Source organism: Duncaniella sp., from assembly GCF_029056165.1.
GTDB lineage: Bacteria > Bacteroidota > Bacteroidia > Bacteroidales > Muribaculaceae > Duncaniella.
On sequence record NZ_JAIDBW010000036.1, the window covers coordinates 92,638 to 117,709 of the forward strand.

At 51.3% G+C, this 25,072-nt stretch carries 15 protein-coding genes; 13 read left to right on the forward strand and 2 right to left on the reverse strand.

What is annotated here, in order from left to right; translation table 11 throughout:
* Nucleotides 1-38: 38 nt before the first annotated feature.
* The 3 genes from K2G41_RS08540 to K2G41_RS08550 all read left to right on the forward strand — a co-directional run bounded on the left by K2G41_RS08540 (nucleotide 39) and on the right by K2G41_RS08550 (nucleotide 4,228).
* Nucleotides 39-461 (forward strand): type II 3-dehydroquinate dehydratase, encoded by a 423-nt coding sequence (locus tag K2G41_RS08540; protein ID WP_300117302.1) that lies wholly within the window; start codon nucleotides 39-41, stop codon nucleotides 459-461.
* Nucleotides 451-1,086, forward strand: a complete 636-nt coding sequence (locus K2G41_RS08545; protein WP_300117304.1) for an O-methyltransferase — start codon at nucleotides 451-453, stop codon at nucleotides 1,084-1,086. Before K2G41_RS08540 ends, K2G41_RS08545 begins: the two co-directional genes overlap by 11 nt.
* Nucleotides 1,087-1,312: 226 nt before the next feature.
* Nucleotides 1,313-4,228 (forward strand): outer membrane beta-barrel protein, encoded by a 2,916-nt coding sequence (locus K2G41_RS08550; RefSeq protein ID WP_300117306.1) that lies wholly within the window; start codon nucleotides 1,313-1,315, stop codon nucleotides 4,226-4,228.
* 162 nt (nucleotides 4,229-4,390) lie between these two features.
* Here the strand turns inward: K2G41_RS08550 and ribF are convergent, their stop codons facing one another.
* On the reverse strand, nucleotides 4,391-5,317 hold the full coding sequence (gene ribF, locus K2G41_RS08555; RefSeq protein WP_300117307.1) for a riboflavin biosynthesis protein RibF: 927 nt from the start codon (nucleotides 5,315-5,317) through the stop codon (nucleotides 4,391-4,393).
* A gap of 80 nt (nucleotides 5,318-5,397) precedes the next feature.
* The gene (locus K2G41_RS08560; protein WP_300117309.1) at nucleotides 5,398-6,018 is read right to left on the reverse strand and encodes an HAD family phosphatase; all 621 of its coding nucleotides are present in this window, start codon (nucleotides 6,016-6,018) and stop codon (nucleotides 5,398-5,400) included.
* A gap of 127 nt (nucleotides 6,019-6,145) precedes the next feature.
* On the opposite strand from K2G41_RS08560, the gene K2G41_RS08565 reads away from it, so the two are divergent.
* From K2G41_RS08565 to K2G41_RS08610, 10 genes are all read left to right on the forward strand, one after another.
* Nucleotides 6,146-7,765 carry a CTP synthase gene (locus K2G41_RS08565; RefSeq protein ID WP_300117311.1) on the forward strand — a complete coding sequence of 540 codons (1,620 nt, stop codon included), beginning with the start codon at nucleotides 6,146-6,148 and terminating at the stop codon, nucleotides 7,763-7,765.
* Between the two features lie 48 nt (nucleotides 7,766-7,813).
* On the forward strand, nucleotides 7,814-9,901 hold the full coding sequence (yidC, locus tag K2G41_RS08570) for a membrane protein insertase YidC (protein WP_300117312.1): 2,088 nt from the start codon (nucleotides 7,814-7,816) through the stop codon (nucleotides 9,899-9,901).
* Nucleotides 9,902-10,093: 192 nt separating this feature from the next.
* Complete coding sequence (purN, locus tag K2G41_RS08575) at nucleotides 10,094-10,660, forward strand: phosphoribosylglycinamide formyltransferase (protein ID WP_300117314.1); 567 nt, start codon at nucleotides 10,094-10,096, stop codon at nucleotides 10,658-10,660.
* A 308-nt stretch (nucleotides 10,661-10,968) separates the two neighbouring features.
* Nucleotides 10,969-13,641, forward strand: a complete 2,673-nt coding sequence (locus tag K2G41_RS08580; protein ID WP_300117316.1) for a glycoside hydrolase family 2 TIM barrel-domain containing protein — start codon at nucleotides 10,969-10,971, stop codon at nucleotides 13,639-13,641.
* A 51-nt stretch (nucleotides 13,642-13,692) separates the two neighbouring features.
* The gene (locus K2G41_RS08585; RefSeq protein ID WP_300117318.1) at nucleotides 13,693-16,062 is read left to right on the forward strand and encodes an alginate lyase family protein; all 2,370 of its coding nucleotides are present in this window, start codon (nucleotides 13,693-13,695) and stop codon (nucleotides 16,060-16,062) included.
* Nucleotides 16,059-17,783, forward strand: coding sequence for a DUF6377 domain-containing protein (locus tag K2G41_RS08590; RefSeq protein ID WP_300117320.1), 1,725 nt, complete (start codon nucleotides 16,059-16,061; stop codon nucleotides 17,781-17,783). Before K2G41_RS08585 ends, K2G41_RS08590 begins: the two co-directional genes overlap by 4 nt.
* Before the next feature lie 237 nt (nucleotides 17,784-18,020).
* Nucleotides 18,021-21,140, forward strand: coding sequence for a TonB-dependent receptor (locus K2G41_RS08595; protein ID WP_300117322.1), 3,120 nt, complete (start codon nucleotides 18,021-18,023; stop codon nucleotides 21,138-21,140).
* A gap of 17 nt (nucleotides 21,141-21,157) precedes the next feature.
* A complete protein-coding gene (locus K2G41_RS08600) occupies nucleotides 21,158-22,831 on the forward strand; it encodes a RagB/SusD family nutrient uptake outer membrane protein (protein WP_300117324.1) in 1,674 nt (557 codons plus the stop codon).
* A 48-nt stretch (nucleotides 22,832-22,879) separates the two neighbouring features.
* Complete coding sequence (locus tag K2G41_RS08605) at nucleotides 22,880-23,524, forward strand: hypothetical protein (protein WP_300117326.1); 645 nt, start codon at nucleotides 22,880-22,882, stop codon at nucleotides 23,522-23,524.
* A 246-nt stretch (nucleotides 23,525-23,770) separates the two neighbouring features.
* Nucleotides 23,771-25,048 carry a glycoside hydrolase family 5 protein gene (locus K2G41_RS08610; protein ID WP_300117328.1) on the forward strand — a complete coding sequence of 426 codons (1,278 nt, stop codon included), beginning with the start codon at nucleotides 23,771-23,773 and terminating at the stop codon, nucleotides 25,046-25,048.
* The last annotated feature ends 24 nt before the right edge of the window (nucleotides 25,049-25,072 follow it).

Genomic DNA, 25,072 nt, shown 5'->3' on the forward strand with positions numbered 1-25,072 from the left:
CATATTGCTTAACATCAAGAATAAAATTATTAGAAACTGTGAAAATTCTGATCATAAACGGGCCGAACCTCAATCTTCTCGGCACGCGCGAGCCGGAGATCTACGGATCGCGTACATTCGAATCGTATCTTCAGGAGCTCCGTGAGATGATTGACGGGGATGAGATCGAGTATCTGCAGTCCAACCATGAAGGTGACATCATCGATTTCCTCCACAATACCGATGCGGACGGTGTGATCCTCAATGCCGGAGCATACACTCATACCTCTCTCGCCATAGCTGATGCAATCGCCGGAATCTCCACTCCCGTCATCGAAGTCCACATTTCCAACACCGCCTCGCGTGAGGCCATCCGTCACACGTCGCTCATCGCTCCGGTGTGCCGCGGAACAATCACGGGCTTCGGCCTTAATTCATATTTCCTCGCCGCACAGGCATTCATAATGGGCCATGTCAGATAATCTCGACGAATATATTCTGACCCATATCAGTGCCGAACCCGAACATCTGCGGCAGCTCTACCGTCGGACTCACCTTCGTCACCTCTATCCCCGCATGTGTTCCGGTCATCTGCAGGGGAGACTGCTCGCCATGCTCTCGGCTATGGTGAATCCGCAGCGTGTGCTCGAACTCGGTGCATATACGGGCTATTCCGCCCTCTGTCTGGCCGAAGGGCTTGCTGAGGATGGCCGTCTCCACACCATTGAGGTTGACGATGAGATGGAGGATGAGTTACTGGAACTATTCGCCTCAGCTCCCGGCGGTGATCGCATAACACTGCATATCGGTGATGCCGAGGAGCTTATCGGTCAGATTGATGAAATCTGGGATCTTGTGTATATCGATGCTAATAAGCGTCGTTACGTCGAATATCTCGATCTCGTGCTTCCGCGCCTGAGACCCGGAGGATTCATAATAGCGGATAATACTCTCTGGGACGGTAAAGTGACCGATACGGTCAGAAATCATGATGCACAGACCGTGGCCCTTGACCGATTCAATCAATACGTGGCTTCGCGTGATGATCTTGAAACCGTGATCTTACCTCTGCGCGACGGTCTGACCCTTATGCGAAAGAAGTGTTGAAGCCTTTTCGTTGACTTGTTGAACCTAATTATTAGTATCTGATACGATTTTATTAGTGATAAATTTGCACGGTAAATAATGAAATTGTAAATTTGCGAACGAAAAACCAAGTGTCGGTACGTTTTTCGTTCGCAAATTATCATTATCACGTTTAACTATAGAGATTTGAAATTGAGCATGTCCGGCGATTCAATCATCAGTCTCTCTCAAATTTATCCCTATGGCCATGAAATTACTGTTGAGATCCCTTCTCTTCCTATTTCTGTCATGCTCCCAAGTCTTTATGGTATCGGCAGAGGAAACACCTCTGTTCATTTCCGGCCGAGTAAAGGATGCGGTCACAAAGCTTGATCTTACGGACGCTTATATCTGTCTCTATGATGCCGACGGAAAGCTTACGGACTCCATTCAGGCTAACAGAGGTAAAGCAGTCCGTGATGGAGAGATTATAGATCTCTCTTTCTTCAGTTTTCCGGTCTCACGTAATGACTCTACTTACGTGTTCGATGTGGTCTGTTCCGGCTATAAGACTCAGACCATAACGTACAGTGTCGAGAGGGTAGGTAAGCGTGAAACGGATCGTCAGATGCCGCTGATTCTTATGGAAAGAGCCCCCCGTCAGCTTGGCGAAGTGACTGTTACAGCTTCCAAGATAAAGTTTTATAATAAGGGTGATACAATTGTCTATAATGCCGATGCCTTTCAGCTCGCTGAAGGTTCGATGCTCGATGCGCTCATCGCGCAGTTACCCGGTGTGGAGCTTAACGATGACGGACAGATAAAGGTCAACGGAAAATTCGTGGAGTCGCTTCTGCTCAACGGCAAGCAGTTTCTCTACGGCAACAACCAGCTGATGCTTGAGAATATCGGGGCTTATACGGTCAAGAATATTGAGGTGTATGAAGGACAGACCGAACTTGAAAAATGGCAGGACGATCCGAATTCGGAGAAGCATCTCACGATGGATGTGAAGTTGAAGCGCGAGTATAACCGTGGGATCATCCTTAACGCACAGGGTGGTCTCGGAACCAAGGACCGCTACAGCGGACGTCTGTTCAGTTCACTGTTCACCCCGACGACCGAACTTACGCTCATAGCCAATATCAATAATCTTAACGACACACGTAAGCCCGGCAAGAACGATACGTGGACACCCGAACGTATGCCTTCAGGAACACGGACATACAAGATGGCTACTTTCAACTACCGTCATCAGAACGTGACGGAGACGAAACAGTTCAACGGCTATGCGACAGTGGAGGAGACGTCAAGCAACGACCTCTCGACCACCGCCCGTACAAACTTCCTCACGGGAGGTAACACGTATGACAACGCTTTCAGCCGCAATCATAGCCGTAAGCTCCTGCTTGACACCCGTAACTACCTCAATTTTCAAAGCGAACGTTTCTGGGGAGGTGGCATGTGGGTAGCACGTCATGCACGCCGCGACAATAATAGCTCGGATATATCCGCAACCTTCAATCAGGAGCAGACCGACATCACTTCCAAGGCTCTTGAGGCTCTCTACAGTGATGCATCGCCCGAAAGGCTCGATGCGATAATCAACCGTGCCATAACCCGCAGTGACGGAAGCCGCCGGGAAACAGAGTTTCAGGCTTTCCCGCATCTGGAGTACAAGATACCGAGATCCCGTGACCGGCTCATTATGGAGCTTGGTATGAAATACAAGGATGAGAAGGAGGAACGCTGGCGTGACTATAACATCAACTACGGTTCAGATCCTGTGCCGGCAGTCACCCGCCGCCAATATTTCGATGATTCGCCCAACCGTAGCCTTACGCTTGATGCCAGTGTTGGCTATGCCACAAATTTTCGTTTCGGTAAGGCCTCAGTTTCGTTCAGTTGTGACTATCAGTATCGCTTCGTCAACCATGACAAGGATTCCTACATGTATGCACTCGATGCACTTGCCGATATGGGTATCTATGGTACTTTGCCCGGTAACTATCTTGATTCGTTTGATCCCTCCAACAGTTATACCTCACGGGAGATCAACAATCGTCATACCATCAGCCCGCGCATTATGTTCCACATGTATTCCTATAATTCGATGCTGACCATACATCTCTCTCCGGATCTTGGCCTGCTTCACCAGCATTTTGATTATTGGCGTGCCAACCGGTCGTATCTTGTCAGCCGTAACTCCTTCCTTGCCACGGTGAAAAACTATCGGGCTAAGGTTGAATATCGTTTCGGCCGGGTAGAAGAAGGCAAACGCGTACGATACAGCAATACCCTCACGTATGACTACACGGTAGATACCAAGACTCCGGATCTCGTCCACATGGTCGATGTGGTGAATGATGCTGATCCTCTTAACATTGCTCTGGGAAATCCAGATCTTAAAAATTCCTACATTCAGACTCATTCATTGAGCTGGAATTACATATCGTCGGCAAAGCCACTCAACAATACTCTGCGTCTCGACTACTCCACGACGGCTGACGCACTTGTCCGAGGCTACACATACGACACTTCGACAGGTATCCGCCGTAACCGCACGTATAATCTCGACGGTAACAATTCGTTAGGGGCAAGTAATACATTCAACCTGCAGTTCGGTCCGAAGCTGCAGTTCTCTGTCAGCTCTAGCACTGACGGCACGGTCATGAACTATGCTGATATGATCGGCGTGAATCGTGAAGAGCCTGAGAAATCCTCCGTCCGCTCTACCAATCTGTCCGAGAGGCTTAAACTGGACTGGCAGATAGGCAAGCAGCAGATAGGATTGAATGTCAGCGTGACCAACCGCCACACTACATCGTCGCGCGAGGATTTCAACTCGATCAACGCCAACCATTATAATTACGGTATCCTCGGTCAGTTCCGTCTGCCCGGCGGCTTCGGCCTCAACACTGATTTCACCCTCTACACCCGCCGTGGCTACGGAGTGAAACAGCTCGACACTACCGATGCTATCTGGAATCTGCGTCTGACCTATACTCCTAAGGGTGGTCATTGGGTATTCATGGTGGATGGCTTCGATATGTTGCATCAATTGTCAAACGTCAACTATGCCGTCAGTGCATCCGGACGTACGGTGACATATACCAATGCCCTTCCACGTTATATCATGTGCTCCGTGCAGTATCGCCTCAACATCCAGCCTAAACGACGGTAAAGACGACATTCAGTCCCTGCACGGAAATCGTACGATACTTCAAAACTGCTACGGCTGTGGGATCTGCGCAAGCGCAGCCCCACAGCCGTAGGTATAATAATTCTTTTAACACACTTTCGGGTGTATCTGATGACGATGCCAAGATTTACGCGGCAGGTTCTGTCAGGACAGTATCTTGCGGGCTTTGGCCGCATCGCGTTCGAGCTGTTCGCGGAGCTTCTCGGTTGAGGCGAAGCGGCTTTCAGGACGCAGGTATTTCATGAATTCAACCAAAATCTCCTCATCGTAGATGTAGCCGTTGTAGTCGAATATGTGCGCTTCGACGGAGATTTCTCCTCGGCCGTCAGGCTCGACTACCGTAGGGCGGAAACCGATGTTGACCATGGCTGCACGCCTGATACCGTCAGGCGTGGTTATGTAGGCGGCGTAGGCCCCCGGTTTAGGCAGCAATGTCTCCTTGGAGTTAGGGTTGACATTGGCTGTCGGGAAGCCGATGGTGCGTCCGAGACGCTGACCTTTCACCACCATACCGCGTATGGCGTAGGGATGGCCGAGAGCCTCAGCGGCTTTCTCCGGTTGGCCTGACTGAAGATGCTTTCTGATAACGGACGAGCTGACCGGTGAACCTGCCCCACGGTATTCAGGAGCCGGAATGACCTCCACACCTATTTCATCACCGATCTTGCGGTATTCTTCAAGGGTTTGCGGCCGGTCGTGACCGAAACGGTTGTTGAAACCGAGCACAAGGGTGTCGATTCCGTATGATTTGTGGAGCATCGAGAGGAATTCGCGGGCACTCTTGTAGCGCAGCTTGTCATTGAACGTAAGGATTATTATATCCTCAGCTCCGGCTGCTCCGAGAAGACGCAGACGTTCCTCAAGAGAGGTCAGGAGACCCGGAGCTTCAAGAGGACGAACCACTGAAAGCGGATGCTGCGAAAAAGTTATTACGGCCGGGGTGAGCCTGCGGCTTCCGGCTTCGAGACGCAGGTAGTCAATAAGAAACTTATGTCCGGCATGGACACCGTCATACATTCCGACGGCTGCTATGCGTCGCCTCGATGTGTCGCTCTTCGTGATTATTCTCATTAGTGCTTGTTTGGATAATTCTTATTGATTAACACCCGGTGGGGTAGAGGAGTTTATTTCTTACTATGACAATCTACTGATTATGACACGTATTCTTTCAGAAGATCCGCAAATTCATCACCCGGTTTCACGAGCACGGCGTTGAATCCGTAGGAACGTGCGGCATCAACGTTTGACTGCGAATCGTCAAAGAACAGTGTTTCCGAGGGAACGAGTCCTCCCTCTCGTTCGGTATAGTCAAAGATCTCTTTGCCCGGTTTGCAGCATTTAGCCTCGTAGGAAGTGAAGATGCCGTCGAAATAGTCCGACATTTCAAGCCCTTCTTTACGGAACTCCTCGGCGATACGGCTGTCAAACATTATAGGATTGGTGTTGGAGAGGAGACAGATCCGGTAGTTCTTGGCAAGTTCGCGGAGAGCCGCAAGACGATGGACGGGGATACCGACGAGAAATTCGATGAAAGCATCGTCGATTTCCTTATCGGTCACGTCATCGCGCCCGATAAGCCCGCGTACCTCCCTGTGAAATTCATCAGGACCTATCTGTCCGGATTCGAGGGCGAGGAAAGCACCTTTCTGTCCGTAAACACCGAGGAAATCGTCGGCATCCTTCATGCCGAGTCGTTCGAACGCCCTGACGCAGCGGTCACGGTCAAGATCCATGATCACGCCTCCGAGGTCGAAAAGCAGATTCTTTATCATTGGATGATTGTATCAAAAATTCTATTAAGTGAGAGCAAAATTAAGAAAATATCCCCGAATTTTTTGTAAATTTGCGCCTTAATTATCATTGGCACGTCGTTGAAGTACATCAATCACATTATCAAGCGTGGAAACTAAATACATTTTTGTGACCGGCGGCGTTGTGTCGTCGCTCGGTAAAGGTATCATCTCTTCATCGTTAGCATGTCTGCTCAAGGCACGCGGTTTCAGGGTCACCATTCAGAAGTTTGATCCTTATATCAATATCGACCCCGGTACGCTTAATCCCTACGAGCATGGTGAGTGCTACGTCACCGTCGATGGTCATGAGGCTGACCTTGACCTCGGTCACTACGAACGTTTCACCAACATACAGACCACGCGTGCCAATAATGTGACCACAGGCCGTATCTACAAAAGCGTGATTGAGAAGGAACGCCGTGGCGACTATCTCGGCAAGACCGTGCAGATCATCCCCCATATCACCGACGAGATCAAGCGCAATGTGATGGCTCTCGGAAAGACAGGTAAATTCGACTTTGTCATTACCGAAATCGGTGGCGTGGTCGGCGACATCGAGTCGCTTCCCTTCCTTGAGGCTGTCCGTCAGCTCCGCTGGGAACTTGAGGATGACTGTATATGCGTCCATCTTACATACGTGCCCTATATCGCTGCTGCAAAGGAGCTGAAGACGAAGCCCACACAACATTCGGTGAAGCAGCTTCAGCAGCTCGGCATACAGCCGGATGTGCTCGTGCTCCGCACCGAGCATGAGATTCCGGCCTCGATGCGTAAGAAGATCGCCCAGTTCTGCAATGTCGCGCCTGACGCGGTCATCGAGAGCCGTGATGCACACAGCATATACGATGTCCCCGTGAAGATGCATGAAGAGCATCTTGATGAAATAGTCATGCGCAAACTCGACATGGATTCCAAGGGGCAGCCCGACATGGGGCCGTGGAAAGAATTCCTCACAAAGATGCGCACAGCCGAGAAGAAGGTCCGTATAGGACTCGTCGGTAAATACGTCGAGCTTCAGGATGCCTACAAGTCCATCTCGGAAGCACTCTTCCAGTGCGCCACATATTCGAACCGCGTGCTTGATCTGGTCTATATCCATTCCGAACGCGTCACTCCGGAGAATGTCGATGAGCAGCTGCGCGATCTCGACGGAGTCATAATCGCACCCGGTTTCGGTCAGCGCGGCATCGAGGGTAAGTTCGTGGCACTGAAATGGTGTCGTGAACACGATGTCCCGACTTTCGGTATCTGTCTCGGAATGCAGTGCATGGTCATTGAGTTTGCGCGCAATGTCCTCGGTCTCAAGGAAGCGAATTCAACAGAGATGCAGCCCCACACGCCCGACAATGTGATTGACCTCATGGAGGAGCAGAAATCCATCTCGAACATGGGCGGAACAATGCGTCTCGGTGCCTATGACTGCCGTCTGACACCGGGCTCACGTGCGGCTCAGGCTTATGGGGCGACTGATGTTCAGGAGCGTCACCGTCACCGCTTCGAGTTTAACAACGATTACCGCGAGCGTTTCGAGGCTGCGGGAATGAAGTGCGTTGGTGAGAATCCAGCCACACATCTGGTTGAGGTGGTGGAACTCCCTGACCACCGTTGGTTCATCGGCACGCAGTATCATCCTGAATATTCCTCTACAGTCCTCTCTCCCTCACCGCTTTTCATGGATTTCATAAAAGCTGCCATCGCCTATGGCGAGGAGCGTGAAAAGAAATAAATTAAAAAAACGAATCAAAATAAAAAAACTACCCAGCAAAACCGACTCATGGATAAAAACTCCATCATCGGGCTCATATTGATGGGCCTCATCATCTTTGGTTTCACCTATCTTAACCGCCCCTCGGCTGAGGAGCTTGAGCGTCAGCGCATAGAGCGCGAGCAGATGCAGGCTCAGGAGGCCGCGAAAGCTTCCGACAACGGGGCACTGAAATTCGATTCAATAACTTCAGCCGAAGTTGCTGCTATCAAGAGTACTGTACGCGAACTCGGAGTGACCGACACTGTGACCGGTGTATCGGTTCTCCATGTCGATAAGGTGGATCTCCGTCTCACCGCAGCCGGTGAGCTTGAGGGAACTGTTGATGCGGACGGCCGCGTTGTGCCTGTGGCTGATGTCATCAACAACAATTCCGGTCTCCCTGTCACCGTCGGCGTTCCCGCTACCACAAATCTCCGGAAAGCACTTGCTACCGTGGCGCGTTACCGTGGTTTCGCCCGCCATCTCACCGGCGACAGCACTACAGTCCGTCTGGAAAACAAGCTGCTCTCGCTTGAGATCTCCAACAAGGGTGGTGTGATTTCGCGTGCGTCGCTCCGCGACTATGACAGCTATGACTCCACAAAGGTCATGCTTCTCTCTCCGGAGACAGATATGTACAGCTTCACCCTCACATCCGCAAATCAGCGGTTCGAGACACGCGAGTTCTATTTCACACCTGTGCAGGTCAACGACTCGACTGTGTTCATGAAGCTTGATCTCGGCGACGGTGCCGTATGGGGTATAAAATACACTCTTCCTGCCGATGGTTATCTGGTCGATATCGACATCGTTCAGGAGGGTATGCAGTCCATCATTCCGTCATCGGTAGCCTCGATGGATTTCACATGGCATCAGAAGATGCGCCGCAACGAGGCCGGCCGAGTGTTCGAGGAGCGTAACTCCGCGCTTTACTATATGTATCCTGACGGCGATGTGGATCATCTGAGCGAAAGCGGTGATGACGATGAGGAAATCAATCAGCGTCTCAAATGGATCAGCTGCAAGAATCAGTTCTTCTCGGCAGTGCTCATGGCCCGCACCAACTTCAGCAGCGGTGTCCTCACAAGCAGCGAGCTGAAGGATAACCCCGATTTCATCAAGGAAATGAAGCTCGACATGACCCTTGAATACACTGCATCGGCAGCCAATCCCGCTTCGTTTGTGATGTATCTCGGTCCTAACTCCTATCCCGTCATGAGCTCTCTTGAAAAGGAGATCTTCCCGGAGGAGAATATGCACCTTACCAAGCTCATCCCCCTCGGATGGCCGATCTTCCGCTGGATCAACACCCTCATCATCATTCCGGTGTTCACCCTCCTCGGCAGCTTTATCTCTAACTACGGTATCATTATCCTTATCCTCACCATCTTCATCAAGCTCATCCTCTTCCCCTTCACTTACAAGAGCCTGATGTCTCAGGCGCGTATGCGTCTCCTTGCTCCTGAGATCAAGGCTATCAATGACAAGTATCCCGGAAATGAGAATGCGATGAAGCGTCAGCAGGAAACCATGGCACTCTACTCGCGTGCAGGTGCAAATCCGCTTTCAGGCTGTCTGCCCATGTTGCTTCAGATGCCTATCCTTGTGGCTATGTTCTGGTTCTTCCCGTCGGCCATCGAGCTTCGCGGCGAATCCTTCCTCTGGGCCAAGGATCTTTCCGCTCCGGACGCCATCATCTCATGGCATACCAACATTCCCTTCATCTCAAGCACATTCGGCAATCATGTGAGCCTCTTCTGTCTCCTCATGACCATCACCAATATCATCTATACCAGAGTCACCATGCAGACTCAGAATTCATCGGGTATGCCGGGCATGAAGTGGATGATGTATCTGATGCCGGTTATGTTCCTCTTCATCTTCAACAACTATGCCGCCGGTCTGAGCTACTATTATTTCCTTTCGCTCCTAATCACCATCATTCAGACCTACATCTTCCGTAAAGTCGTCTCTGAAGAGAAGATGCGTGCCAAGATGGCCGCAGTTGCCAAGAAACCCAAAAAGAAATCCGGTTTCATGGCCCGTCTTGAAGAAGCGCAGCGCAAGCAGCAGGCCATGCTCCGCGAACAGCAGAAGCGTCAGGGTCGCCGCTGATAAGCGCACTCGATATGTAAAAGAAAGTGGCGGATATCGGTATCCGTAACTTAAATAAAACTCCCCCTACCGGCACTCAGTAGTTTTAAATATTCTCTGTCGGCAGGGGGAGTTCTATCTTTGGATTACTTGATGAATCAATCATTTCCATAACCCTCTTATTATTGATCCATAAACAGTGACATTATAATTATGAGAAGGATTGCGATTTTTGCCTCTGGCAACGGTTCGAATGCTGAAAATATCATCCGATATTTCAACGAAGGTGATCATGGTGCGGTGGTGGCACTCGTGGTGTGTAACCGCCCCGGTGCGGGAGTGATCGGGCGTAGCGAGCGGTTGGGAGTTCCGGTGCGTGTGATGAGCGCGGCGGAGATCAGGGATGCCGACCGCATGACGAAGGTTATGGACGAGTATGAGATCGACATTGTTGTCCTTGCGGGTTTTCTGTTGATGATACCTGCATTTCTCACGGAGCGTTATCATGACCGGATGGTCAATATCCATCCGTCGTTGTTGCCAAAGTTCGGCGGAAAGGGGATGTATGGGCGGCATGTCCATGAAGCGGTGGTTGCTGCCGGCGAAACCGAGACCGGTATCACAATCCATCTTGTCAGCGATGAGTGTGACGGCGGCCGTATAGTTTTTCAGGCGAGGGTAGGGCTAACGCCTGATGACACTCCCGAAAGCGTGGAGCGTAAGATTCATGAACTCGAACGGGTGCATTTCCCGCGTGTGATAGAGGAAACATTCTGCTGATACTGATGACCTTCCCGACCTGACTATAACCATGATTTTAACATAAGCGCAAGGGTCGCAAATGTTAACTCACCATGATTATTTACTTATAGGGGAGGTCTGATGCCATATAATACACTTATACATAGTCATATAAACTCACCGCTCATTTACCCGTCAACATTACCCGATATTGTGGGGATTTCACATAATAAGTAATTTTGTATAAAGAGTGTTGAACACTTGGTCATACCATAGAAAACGGTGTATTGCCTCCTTCAGGCCATACACTTCTTGTCTTCTTAGCTTTTTATATATAAAACCCTTTTATGTTTGTCAAGCCTGTCATAGCTACCATGAAGTCATCACTACGGAAACATATTTCAGAAGTCGGCCATGGATTTCCGGTCTTGCTTCCTTCCGTCATTGCCACGTTTGTGATCTTTTCAGCGAGCTTTAATATCCATGGCTCTTCGCGTGATATCAGATCGATAAACGACGGATGGAAATTCTCATACGCCGGGGATACCTCGTCAGTGAAGGTGCGCCTGCCCCACTCGTGGAACGGCGATGCTTACTCGCGTCGTGACTATCGTCGTGGTGAGGGAACATATATGCGCAGCCTTGCCCTTCCCGACGGTTTTGAGGGAAAGAGGGTGTATCTGAAATTTGACGGTGCGGCATCTGCATCGGAAGTAAGTATAGACGATAAGAAGGCCGGGGATCACGTAGGTGCTTATTCATCGCATATTCTTGACATCACTCCCTTTGTCAGGCCGGAGATCCGACACCAGCTGACCGTCAAGGTGAATAATGCCGACCGGAATGTTCCGCCCTATTCCGCTGACTTTACATTTATGGGCGGCCTTTACCGCGACGCTTGGCTGATGGGCTTGTCACCCTTACATCTTGATATAGTCAACGGTCCGGAGGAGGGATTCAAGGCTACTCCGCTCCTGCTGCCTGACGGGACATGTCGCCTGACGGTCGAAGGACGTGTGGTCAACCATACCGGGAGCGGCTCCAAACCGTCAGTCACAGTGACATTGCGCGACGCTTCGGGTAAGGTTGTCTGTAAGCGCAGCGAACGGTTAAATATCCCCGACGGGCAGGACCGCCCGTTTAAAGTGGATCTCGATAAACTTGAGGGTCTGGAATTATGGTCGCCCGAATCACCCGCACTTTACAGAGTGGAGACAGAGGTGACGGGACGCGACGGAAGCGTGACAGACAGCAGTGATGCATGGATCGGATTCCGTTCGTTCAGCTTTGATGATGCCGGACGTTTCATTTTGAACGGCAAGCCATATAAACTGCGTGGAATGTGCCGCCATCAGGATCAGAAACCTATGGGTATAGCCCTGTCCGACGAACAGCATCGCCGCGACATGCAGCTCATCAAGGATATGGGTGCTAACTTTATCCGTATCAGCCACTACCCGCAGGATGATGCTGTGTTGGAGATGTGTGACCGCCTTGGTCTTATCGCATGGGAGGAGATTCCGGTGATAGACTATGTGCCTGAAGGGGAGCGGTTCGCCGACAACAGTGAGATCATGCTCCGCGAGATGATACGCCGTCATTACAACCATCCCTCGGTGGTGATGTGGGGTTACATGAATGAGATTCTTCTGCGCACACCACGCGAGGGACGTGATGCGACGTATGCCCGTACACTCGATCTTGCCCGTCGTCTTGAGGATGTGCTTGCCGAGGAGGATTCAACACGTATGAGCACCATGGCTTTCCACGGAAGTGATGTCTATCATGAAGCAGGACTCGGCGAAATCACCGATGTCAAAGGCTGGAATCTCTATCAGGGATGGTATGGAGGCCGATTCCCTGATTTTGAGGCATATCTCTCGCGTCAGCACCGTGAACATCCGGATCATAAACTTATCGTGAGCGAGTATGGTGCGGGATCGGATCTGCGTATCCATTCTCTCCATCCTCAAGCCTTCGACTTCAGCATGGAGTATCAGCAGGATTATCTTGAACATTATCTTCCTGTCATTGAGGATTCTGTCTTTGTCGCCGGAGCTTCGCATTGGAATTTCATTGATTTCTCCTCTGCCAACCGTGCTGAATCAATGCCGCATATCAACAATAAGGGACTCGTCACGAATGACCGCCGTAAAAAGGACGTCTATCATTACTACAGGGCCAGATGGCACGATCTCCCTACGGATACTGTCGCCCACATAGCCGTCCGCGACTGGCAGGAGCGCACGGATGTCGATCCGGGTGAAGGCGAAGTGAACCGCCCGGTGAAGGTCTATACGAATCTTCCGATGGTCAGTCTGCGCGTCAACGGCAGTCTCCTGCCTGTGCAGGATGTCGCCAACTGCACGGCTGTATTTGATGTGCCTTTCCGTAACGGTGTGAATCTGATAGAGCTGCTTAGTGCCGATGGAAAGAGGGTTCTTGATGCCTCGACTGTCAATATGCATCTGCTTCACACCAGCGACAATCTACTTGACCTCGGCACAGACGAGATGGCTGTCAATGTCGGTTCGGACTGTTACTTCCGATCGGACGACAGTGGCCTCACATGGCTTCCCGACCGTCAGTATGCCCAAGGTGAATTTTACGGTCATAGCGGAGGTTCCCGCTTCGTGTCGCAGGACGAAATCGAACTGACATCCGACATGCCACTCCTGCAGCGTTCGCTCACCGGCCTTGAGGAATATCGCTTCGACCTCGTGCCGGGTCAATATGAGATAGAGATGAGTTTCGCTGACCTTTCATCTCCGTCGGCTCTCTCGGCCTACATGCTCGGCCATAATGCAGGAAGCAAGGGCACGCCGCCCGCTGGAATGGATATTGCGATCAACGGTTCTAAGGTCGAGACGTCTTTCATGCCCGGAGTCGAGGCTGGCGTAAAGACAATGATCACACGCCGTTACCGCACCGAAGTCACGGAGGACGGCGTTCTGAGAGTGAATTTTACTCCAGCCGGCGGCACGACATCACTTGCAGCCATAAAGGTCAGAAAGCTTTAAAATACTGATTAATATACATACCAGATAACCATCCATCACTATAACACAGCAATGCGAAAGAAACTTATAACAGTCCTTACGGTGCTTGCATCGGCTACCCTATGCCATGCACAGGCCATCTGGGATCGCAGCCATCTCGAACAAGTCAGGACCGAGCTTGACCGACCGATGTATGCAAAGGCTTATGAAGCACTCATACGTCAGGCCGACACCCTGCTCAATGCCGAACCGTATTCGGTGATGAGCAAGGAGCGTCCGTCGCCGAGCGGTGACAATCATGACTATACGAGTCTCGCCCGTTACTTCCATCCGGATCCGTCGAAACCTGATGGCCTCCCCTATGTCAACCGCGATGGTGTCAGCAATCCCGAACTTGCCCTCTATGACCGCAACCGTCTCGGCGCGACCGCCAACCGAGTGGTGAATCTTGCCCTCGCTTGGCATTTCAGCCGCGACGAACGCTATGCGGCCAAGGCAGCCGAACTGCTCAAGGTCTGGTTCCTGAACCCCGCCACACGCATGAATCCTAATTTCGAGTATGCGCAGATGGTGCCGGGTGTCAATGGAAACAAAGGCCGCTCCTACGGTGTGCTCGACGGCTACTCGTTTGTTGAGATGCTCGACGGAGTCGCACTCCTTGAAGGCTCTAAGTCATGGACAAAGAAAGATGACAAGGAGCTGAAACGCTGGATGAGCAACCTGCTTGACTGGATTCTCACCTCTCCGCAGGGGATCGAGGAGGCCGCAGCGGCCAACAATCACTCCACCGCTTACGACGCACAGGCTATAGCTCTCGCGCTCTATACCGGACGCGAGGATGTGGCTCGCCGTATTCTCGGTGAATTTCCCGAACGTCGTCTTTTCGCTCAGATAGAACCTGATGGCAAACAGCCCCACGAGATGTGGCGCACGCTGTCCTACGGCTACTCTCAATATAATCTTACACATATTATCGATATATTCCTCATGGGGCAGAAGATTGGTGTCCGCCTCGACAATTCAACCGATGCAGAGGGCCGTAATTTCTATAAAGCCATGGATTTTCTGGCTTCCTATCTCGGAAAAGACAAGAGCGAGTGGCCGGGACAGCAAATCAGCGGCTGGGAAGAGAAGCAGCAGGCAGTGGCCAAGGATCTCTGGCGTGTGGCCACAGCGATAGATACTTCACGCACCGATTACAAGGATCTCTATCAGGCTCACCGCGTATTCCGTCCGGAGGATCGCTTCACATTGCTGTACTATACTCCTGACAAGACTGATGATGCCTTCGTGAAAGCCTCGGCATCTCTGCGCAACGCCATCAAGCGCGTCGGTGATGAGCGCAAGACGGAGGCAAATGCCTGCAAGCGTCGTGTCAGCCCCCGCACGCTCAACTCTGACGGTTCGCTTGCGCTTGTCCATCCCCATGACTGGACTTCCGGTTTCTTCCCCGGTGAACTCTGGATGATGTATGAGTTCACCAACGACCCGTACTGGCGCACACAGGCCGTCTCCCACACTTGGCCTATCGAGGAATCGAAGATGCACGGAGGGACTCATGATCTCGGTTTCATGATCGGCAACAGTTTCGGAAAGGCTTGGGAGCTTACCGGCGAGAAGAGCTACTTCGATGTGGTCCGTCAGGCTTCATCCACGCTATCGACCCGTTTCAACCCCACAGTCGGTGCTATCCGTTCGTGGGATCACAATGCGAAGGTGTGGAAATATCCCGTCATCATCGACAACATGATGAACCTTGAGATGCTTTTCAAGATGACGGATGCCACCGGCGATCCTTCTTTCCGCAAGATCGCTGTCAGCCATGCCGATGTCACACTGAAGAATCATTTCCGCAACGATCCCTCGTCGTTCCATGTGGTGGATTACGATCCTGAGACCGGCGATGTGAGGATGAAGGTTACGGCTCAGGGTTATTCGGATGACTCCTACTGGAGTCGCGGACAGGGCTGGGCACTTTACGGCTACACGATGTGTTACCGTTTCACGTCCGACCCCCGTTATCTCAACCACACGACGGCTGTGGCCGACTGGTTCCTCTCACTGCCCAACATGCCCTCGGACCGTATCCCTTACTGGGACATGAAAGCTCCCGGAACGGAGAATCCGGACAATGCGGATGTGGCACGCGATGCCTCGGCGGCCGCGCTCATCGCTTCAGGTCTCTACGAACTTGCGGAGTATGTTGACGGCGAGCGGGCGGATCGTTACCGCCGTGAGGCCGACACTATTCTTGACAATCTTACCGCATCCTATACCCTGTCACCGGAGGAGGGTGGGGGATTCATCCTTGCCCATTCCACCGGACATCACCCTGCCGGAAGCGAGATAGACGTACCGCTTGTCTATGCGGACTATTACTATCTCGAAGCTATGATGAGGAAACGTAATATTGCAAAAACAACCGAACGATTCAAGATATGAATTTCAGACACTTATCAGTCAGATTCTATATCATCGTGCTGGCAATGGCGGCTGTAGGGCTGCCATTGTCAGCACGCAGTTCTGATGTAGAGAGCATTCTCTGCCGTCTGGACTCCGTAGTCGAACTGCCGCAGGTGTGGGACGGCCTTAAACGGCACCGTCTGGCCGAACTGCATAAAAAACAGCATCAGGCACGTACGATCGATGAACGCTATTGGTTCAACAAGAACCTGTATGACGAATATTCGGTGTTCAATGCTGATTCGGCCATGGTCTATGTCAATCGTAACTATGAGATCGCCGAACAGCTCGGTGATGAGGCTAAGCTCATCGAGTGGGAGATAAACCGCTCCTTTATCCTTGCGGTGACAGGTCTGCTCAAAGAAGCGCAGGATGCTATTGAAAGGATAGATCCGGAGAAAGTACCTGAGGATCTGCGTTCGCAGTACTACAATCAGCTTGCATATCTCTATTCGCATTACGGTCAGTATCTCGGCGACGCTCACACCTCTCCGACGGATTATTATGTCCAGAGCCGTCTCTATCAGGATTCCACTTTCATTCATGCCTCCAAGAGCGATCCGCTCTATCTCTGGTACAAGGCTTGGTCTGTGCTGCGTGCCCCCGGAGCAGGCCGTCAGGAGGTGATCAGGGAACTTAAAGCCGATATCGACTCCACCCGCATGGATAGCCGTGTAGATGCCATGAAGGCATACGCTCTTGCCCGCCTCTATGAATTTGAGGGCGATGAGGAGAACCGTATGAAGTATCTTGCCATATCTGCTATATGTGATGTGAAGATCGCCAATAAGGACATAGCGTCACTTGAGGAGCTGGGTAAGATGATGTTGGCCGAGGAGGATATCGACCGTGCCTACGCTTACGTGAATTATTGCCAGCAGCAGGCGCAGAGCTTCAATAATCGTGTACGTGCGGTGACTCTTGCCAATATCGAGAAACAGATACGCGAGGAGTATTCCAACCGTAACCAACAGCAACAGATGCGTCTGAAAATCTATCTCGTGGTGCTCGCCACACTGTTGCTCATACTTATCTTTGCCAGTCTTGTGATCATCCGCAAGAACAGAAGTCTGAGGGATTCGCAGGCGAGTCTGTCCGCGCTCAATAGCGAGCTAAAAGATAATCTTGACACTCTTTCGGCCATGCGGGAATCACTGGAGGTTACCAACAGCCGTCTGCAGGAGGTAAACACAGAGTTGTCCGCCGTCAACAACCGCCTTAAGGAATCAAACCTCATTAAGGAGGAGTATGTGGGCCAGATGTTCACCATGTGCAGTAACTACATAAACAAGATGGATAATTTCCGCAAGCTTGTCCTGAGAAAACTGAAAGCCAATCAGCTCGATGATCTGATTGAGCTCGTCGATTCCAATACGATGGCGCAGAATGAGCTTAAAGAATTCTATCAGCAGTTCGACAGCATTTTCCTTAACATGTATCCCGACTTCGTGAAGGATTTCAACGAGCTTCTGCGTCCCGAAGAGCGCATAACGGTGCGCGACAATATGTCGCTCAACACCGAGCTGCGCATCTATGCTCTCGTCCGTCTCGGAATCAATGACTCAGTCAAGATCGCAGCCCTTCTGCACTACTCTCCGCAGACTGTCTATAACAATCGTCTGCGCACGCGTAACAAGGCGATAATTCCGAAGGAAAAGTTCGCTGAAACGGTGCAGACATTGGGTAGATTTCACGTCTGAGACACCTAATATACCTCTCTCATATTCTTACCTTAGTTATAGCTAAATATTTGATTCATAAGGGTTAATTTTTTCAACATCCTACCTTAAACCATTACTCACCCATCCTGCGATGGAATAATAGTAGTAATTTCGCAATGTCAGCCAGCGACATGACCGGAATGAGAAAACGCTCTGTCCAAGTTGTCCTCCAAACATTGCCTTAAATTAACCAACACTTAAATCTTACAATTTTTTATGAAAATTCAGTTCCCGAACCTTAAAGCACGTCTCTTGCTGCTTGTCGCATGTATCCTTACATGCACATTCTTCCCGTTAGGAGCAGCGGCGCAGAGCGGTTCATTCTCTGTCGAGGGTGAAGTGGTTGACAAGGCCACAGGTGAGCCCCTGATCGGAGTAACCGTTATCGAAAAACAGAACCCCACAAAGGGTACATCGACCGACTTTGACGGAAAATTCAAACTCAGCGTTGCTTCCGGCGATGTCACACTCCAGTTCTCCTACGTTGGCTATACCTCTCTTGAACTCAAAGCCAAGGATGCCAACGGTCTCGTTCAGATGGAAGAGTCTTCCACACTCCTTAATGAAGTCGTTGTGGTGGGCTACGGTACACAGAAAAAAGTAAACCTTTCAGGAGCTGTCGCATCGATCAGCGGTGAAGAGATCTCTAACCGTCCTGCCTCCGACGCTCTTTCAGCTCTTCAGGGTCAGGTGCCCGGTCTTCAGGTGCTTCGTTCGAGCGGTCAGCCCGGTTCGGAAACCTCAGGAATGCGCATCCGCGGTTTCTCATCAGCCAACGCCACTTCAACCCTCGTCCTTGTTGACGGTGTGGAGAGCGACATGACACTTCTTAACCCCAACGATATTGAATCTGTATCTGTCCTCAAGGACGCTGCTGCCTGTGCCATCTACGGTGCGCGTGCTGCTGCAGGTGTCGTTCTCGTAACTACCAAGCGCGGTAGTGAGGGTAAGGCCAAGGTCAGCTATAACGGATATGTCGGCATGAACAAGCCGGGCCTTATGCCTGAGCGCGTTCCGGCATGGCAGGAGCAGGTCATGATCAACGAGGCACGTCTGCAGGCCGGTGGCGGTACCGACGGTTCGCTTGAGTTCGCATCATGGATCGGTAACCCCAACTTCAGCTGGCGTCCCAACAACACCAATGGCCGCTGGGAATTCTTCGAAAGTACCAACTGGGTTGCTGAAGGTACACGTAAATACACTTTCCAGCAGAGCCACAATGTCAGCGTGACCGGTGGTAACAAGGCTACCAACTATCTCGTTTCAGGTGGTTACTTCTCAAAGAACGGTATCCTCAAGTACGGTCCCGACAAGAACGAGCGTTACAATGTGCGCATCAACCTCAACACCGAGATTAACCAGCACATCAATCTTGAAGTTCTTGCAAGCTACGACGGCAAGTTCCTCAAGCAGAACCCCTACGGAGCAGCCGGTCTTCTCTCACGTCTCTACCGCGTGCGCGGCCGTCAGCCTATCTACAATCCTGAGGAGGATGCCAATCCCTACAACGGCGACCTTCAGGTGAACGCTATCGACATCATGAAGAACGGTGGCGAGAAGGATACCCAGTATCAGTCCTACACCGGCAAGGCCACACTCAACATCAAGGATTATTTCGTGAAAGGTCTCGGTCTCCGTCTCAGCGCAAGCCGCCGTTCAGACAACTACAGCGAGCAGACCAGCAAACGTACACTCGAATGGAAGGACCGTCTCGGCATCTCCAACCGTAACACCGCCAACAGTCCTAACTCATACTATCGTCAGAAGAACAATGCCTATCATGACAATTTAGAGGCTCTACTTACCTACAACGGCAAATTCGGCAAGAACCAGATCGACGTTCTCGCAGGTACATCCTACGAACGTTACCGCAAGGATCAGTTCGACGCAACAGTGAAGAATCTCAACAGCAACGATTTCTTCTCGTTCAACGCTTACGATAACGAACTTGCCACCAACACCACAGTTGCCGACAATATCGAGACATGGGCCATGCACTCATATTTCGGTCGTATCAACTACAACTTTGACGAGCGTTTCCTCTTCGAGGCAAATATCCGTTACGACGGTAGCTCACGTCTCGCTCCCGGTCGCCGCTGGCACGCCTTCCCCTCATTCTCAGGTGCATGGCGCGTGAGTCAGGAGGAATGGTTCAGAGTCGATGCCATCAACAGCTTCAAGGTGCGTGCATCATGGGGTCAGCTCGGTAACGGTGCCATCCTCGGTCTCTATGACTACATCGCCACCATCAGCCGCGGTATCAACATGGGTGAGGCAAGCTACTATCAGAGCGCAATGGCCTCCGTCGATAAGACTTGGGAAATCATCTCATCGACCAACATCGGTCTTGACATGGGCTTCCTCAACAACACTCTTACCCTTACCGCCGACTACTATTGGAAGAAGAACGACAACATGCTCGCAAACGTGACCCTGCCCCACATCGTAGGTATCACAGTTCCTAAGTCTAACGTAGGCACACTCAAGACTTGGGGTTGGGAAGTCGAGCTCGGCTACCGTAACCGTTTCGGTGATGTCGATGTCAATGCAAGCGTGAGCCTCAGCGATGCCGATAACAAGGTCGTTAGCTACAAGGGTCAGAACACTATCGCCGAAGGTTCGGTTGATATCCTCGAAGGTTATCCCCTCAACTCCATCTGGGGCTACAAGACCGACGGTATGTGGCAGAGCCGTCAGGAGTATCTTGACTACAAGGCCGCACATCCCGGCTACGAATCATTCAACGACGCGAAAGTGTCAGGCGGTGACATCAAGTATGTCGCTCAGGGCGACGGCGCACACACCATCGGTCAGGGCGGCGGCACTCCCGAAAATCCCGGCGACCTCGTGTATCTCGGTTCTTCCAACGGCCGTTACTTCTACACCTTCAGCCTCGGTGCTGCATGGAAGGGATTCGATGTCAACGTAATGTTCCAAGGTGTCGGCAAGCGCAAAGTCTATGTTGAACCTGACCAGCTTGCACCGCTCAAGAACACTTACGACATGCCTTGGACCATCCACACCGATTACTGGACCGAGGATAACCCCCACGCTTCACTCCCCCGTCTCTACAACGGTAACAACTTCAACTACAAGGCTTCTGACCGCTGGATTCAGGACGGTTCATATCTCCGTCTGAAGAACGTGACTCTCGGCTACACCATCCCCATTCCCAGAAAGGCCATCGAGCGTCTGCGCGTCTATATCTCAGGCGACGACGTATGGGAACACACCAACATGCTCAAGGTGTTTGACCCCGAAGTAGGCAACAAGCCTTCGGCCAACTATTATCCATTCTTCCGCACATGGACTTTTGGAGTAAATCTCACACTTTAAATTAGGAATACTCAACAATGAAAACACTTAATAAATACATATTACTTGGAGCTCTCACCCTTTCGGTGGCATCATGTGACCTTGATATGGTCCCCGAAACAAGTGTGACTGACGCATCCTACTGGAAGACCGAAGGTGATCTGCGCGGCGCATGTAACCGCTTCTACGAGCAGATGAACGGCAACAATGACCTCGGCGACGGCTTTAAGCATGATTACCGTTCCGACGAACTTACAACCGGCGGTGCGAACGCCGTAAGTTCGGGCAACGTACAGATCCCCACCACCAACGGTGCATGGACCGACGCTTACTGGCGCATCTTCATCGCCAACAATATCATCGAGAAAGCTCCTCGCGCCGATGTTTCTGAGGCAGTGCTCAACAAGTATCTTGCCGAGGCCCGCTTCTTCCGTGGCTACTACTACTTCGAGCTCGTCAAGAAGTATGGCGATGTGCCCCTGCTTCTGAAGGCCATCAACGACACCAAGGATCCTGATCTGATGATGCCCCGCACTCCCCGTGCCGAAGTCATCAAGCAGGTCTATGAGGATCTCGAATTCGCCGCTACTTGGCTTCCCGATATCGATAAGCTTGACAAGTGGGGTCACGTGGCCCGTCAGGCTGCCATCGCAATGAAGGTCCGCGTAGGTCTCTATGAGGGCACACACGGTAAGTATCATAATTCAGGTGAGGACTACCGTTCACACCTCAAGACCAGTATCGACGCTGCCAAGGAGCTTATCACAAGCGGAAAGCACGAACTTTATCCCGACTTCGAAAAGCTCTTTCAGGATGTTGCCGAAGGTCGTCAGAACCGTGAGAATATCTTCGTGAAGGAATATGGTCCCAACGGTTCGGCTGCAACTACCACTCACGGTACTATCCGCCAGATGGAGAACACTGTCAGCGTGACCCGCAACGTGGTGGATCTCTTCCTCTACACCGACGGTCTCCCCCGCGAGAAGTCAGCCTACACCATTACTCCTGAGACAAGCTACGACGACGTGTTCAGCAACCGTGACCCCCGTCTCGGCATGACCTGCTACAAGATCGGTGAGGAAGCCTACAAGGGTGCGTTCACCCCCCACAACTTCCATCGCGGCTACAGCATAAAGAAAGGTTTCGACATCGTGCAGTGGTCAACAAACAGCAAGGAATGGACCGACTGGATGGCTATCCGCTACGCCGAAGTGCTCATCTCCTATGCCGAGGCTCTCTATGAGTACAACGGTTCGATCTCTGACGACGATCTCGATATAACAGTCAACGCTCTCCGCAACCGCGTAGGTATGCCCGCGAAACTCACCAATGCTTTCGCTCAGGCCAACGGTCTCGATATGCTTGAGGAAATCCGCCGCGAGCGCACTGTGGAGTTCATTGATGAGAACAAGCGTTACGACGACATCATCCGCTGGAAGATTGCTGAAAAGGTGCTTCCCGTCGATATCATCGGTGCCCTCTGTATCTCAGGCGAGACCACACAGAGCAAGTATGACGAACTCAAGGCCAAACTGACTGTCGGCGGTTCACTCAACGGCAAGCAGCGTTACGGCACACAGGATGACCTCTATGTCATCGAGTTTGCAGAGGATCGTCGCTTCGATACTGCCAAGGATTATCTCTATCCCGTGCCTCTCTATGAGATTTCTCAGTCAGGCGGTGCTGTTACACAGAACCCCGGCTGGAAATAACATACAAATAAATTAAAACACACCCAATCTCTACCAAAAACTATAACGATGAAAAAAGTTCTATATACAATCGTAGCCCTCATAGCCGGCATGGCCTTCACTTCCTGCAACGATGATGACTGGAGCTACGACAAAACACTCGAACACGAGTATTTCTACGGTCCGCAAGTCTGGGGCTACGACAAGCCTAATTCGACCAGCGGTATCGGTAACAATAACGTGGTGTTCTACGATGTCAACCAAGGTGAGACTGTAGCAGTCCCCATGCAGTTCTGGTGCGAGTTCAAGCGCAGCTACGACGTAGTTACCTACTACTGGACAGCACCCAAACCCGACGGTGAGAAGTACATCAACGCTCTTAACAAGTATTCAAATGATGATCTCATCCCCTACGAAGGTCCGGAACTTGTCCGCGGTGTCGATTACGAAGTCGTTGATAAGGATGGCAACGTCCTCACTCCGAATGCCTCAGGTGCTTTCGAGATGCAGTGGCCCAACGCACTGAAGGGTGTCCAGAACATCTATATCAAGGCTCTTAACGGTAAGAAAGGCTCGTTCAACATCATGACCTGCGAGCCGGGAGGCACTACACCGAGTGCATCGGAAGTAAGCTCTACTATCCAGCATGCCACCGGTTCATACGTTGTGCGTATTTTCTCGCAGAACTACCGTGTGACTGTCAATATTAAATAATAGATAAGTGCATTGAGAGTAATATAATTATTAAGGTAAGACAGGTTGTTTTAGTCTGTTCAGAACGTTATCGGGCCCTAACTCCGTGTGCGTCAATCAGTAAAACGGATGCCGATAGCGTTTGAACCCAAGCCGTTAGTGATAATAGCTATCTTAAAACCAACCGGACATTCCCGGTAATGACACGATACCGGGAATGTCTTTTTTATAATCTGTCAAAGATCATATCAATACCCCCCACACAACATGAAGAAAACCATTGCAATATACACGGCTCTCGCCTTTTCGGCTGTGACGGCCTTTACAGCCTGCCAGTCCGGAAACGGTGTAGGGGAGTCAACCCCCGCTTCCGAATTCGTCAGGGTCGAGGGTGAGGATCTCATTACCCCTGACGGCTCGAAGCTGTTCATCATCGGTACGAATCTCGGTAACTGGCTCAATCCCGAAGGCTATATGTTCGGCTTCGGCCGCACCAACGCTCCGCGTCAGATCAACGATCTTTTCTGCGAGCTCACCGGGCCGGATTTCACCGCTGATTTCTGGAGCCGCTTCAAGGACAACTATATCACACGTAAGGATATCGAGTACATAGCCTCCACGGGCGCAAACACCATCCGTCTGCCGTTTCACTACAAGCTCTTCACCGATGAGGATTACATGGGGCTGAACAGTGCGCAGGATGGCTTCGCGCGCATCGATAGTGTGGTCAGCTGGTGTCGTGACAACGGACTTTACCTCATCCTTGACATGCACGATGCTCCCGGCGGTCAGACCGGTGACAACATCGATGATTCCTACGGTTATCCGTGGCTCATGGAAAGCGAGAAATCACAGCAGCAGTTCTGCGATATCTGGCGCAACATCGCCGACTATTATAAGAATGAGCCTGTGATCCTCGGCTACGAACTTATCAACGAGCCTATCGCCACTCACTTCGAGAATCAGGATGAACTTAACTCCAAACTTGAACCGCTCCACAAGCGTGCGGTCGCTGCCATCCGTGAGGTCGATCCGAACCACATCATCCTTATCGGTGCTCCGCAATGGAACAGTAATTTCGAACCGCTCAAGGACACTGATTACGATCCGCAGCTCATGTTTACCTGTCACCGTTACGGTGGCGAGCCTACTCCGGAGGCGATAAGGAGCTACATAGAGTTCCGCGACAAATCGGGCAAACCCATGTACATGGGCGAGATCGGTCATAATACCGATCAGTGGCAGGCAGATTTCGTCAAGACAATGAAGGACAATAATATCGGTTACACTTTCTGGCCCTACAAGAAGCGCGACAGCTCATGCATGATGGGTATCGGTATGCCTGAGGGATGGAAGGAAATCGTGAAGTATTCGGAAGGCCCTCACGCCACTTTCCGCGAGATGCGCGAAGCTATGCCAGACCGCGACGTGGTCCGCAAGGCCATGACCGAGTTCCTTGACAGCTGCCTCATAGAGAACTGTCATCCGCAGGTTGGCTACATTGCCTCTATGGGTCTTCAGCCCATGCCTGTAACCAAGGAATGATACAGAATCATCCATTCTAAACAC

Bases quoted from the DNA above. Each gene is read 5' to 3' on its own strand.
- K2G41_RS08545 (WP_300117304.1), top strand. From the start codon at position 451: ATGTCAGATAATCTCGACGAATATATTCTGACCCATATCAGTGCCGAA.
- K2G41_RS08550 (WP_300117306.1), top strand. From the start codon at position 1,313: ATGAAATTACTGTTGAGATCCCTTCTCTTCCTATTTCTGTCATGCTCC.
- ribF (WP_300117307.1), bottom strand. From the start codon at position 5,317: ATGAGAATAATCACGAAGAGCGACACATCGAGGCGACGCATAGCAGCC.
- K2G41_RS08560 (WP_300117309.1), bottom strand. From the start codon at position 6,018: ATGATAAAGAATCTGCTTTTCGACCTCGGAGGCGTGATCATGGATCTT.
- yidC (WP_300117312.1), top strand. From the start codon at position 7,814: ATGGATAAAAACTCCATCATCGGGCTCATATTGATGGGCCTCATCATC.
- purN (WP_300117314.1), top strand. From the start codon at position 10,094: ATGAGAAGGATTGCGATTTTTGCCTCTGGCAACGGTTCGAATGCTGAA.
- K2G41_RS08580 (WP_300117316.1), top strand. From the start codon at position 10,969: ATGTTTGTCAAGCCTGTCATAGCTACCATGAAGTCATCACTACGGAAA.
- K2G41_RS08585 (WP_300117318.1), top strand. From the start codon at position 13,693: ATGCGAAAGAAACTTATAACAGTCCTTACGGTGCTTGCATCGGCTACC.
- K2G41_RS08590 (WP_300117320.1), top strand. From the start codon at position 16,059: ATGAATTTCAGACACTTATCAGTCAGATTCTATATCATCGTGCTGGCA.
- K2G41_RS08595 (WP_300117322.1), top strand. From the start codon at position 18,021: ATGAAAATTCAGTTCCCGAACCTTAAAGCACGTCTCTTGCTGCTTGTC.
- K2G41_RS08600 (WP_300117324.1), top strand. From the start codon at position 21,158: ATGAAAACACTTAATAAATACATATTACTTGGAGCTCTCACCCTTTCG.
- K2G41_RS08605 (WP_300117326.1), top strand. From the start codon at position 22,880: ATGAAAAAAGTTCTATATACAATCGTAGCCCTCATAGCCGGCATGGCC.
- K2G41_RS08610 (WP_300117328.1), top strand. From the start codon at position 23,771: ATGAAGAAAACCATTGCAATATACACGGCTCTCGCCTTTTCGGCTGTG.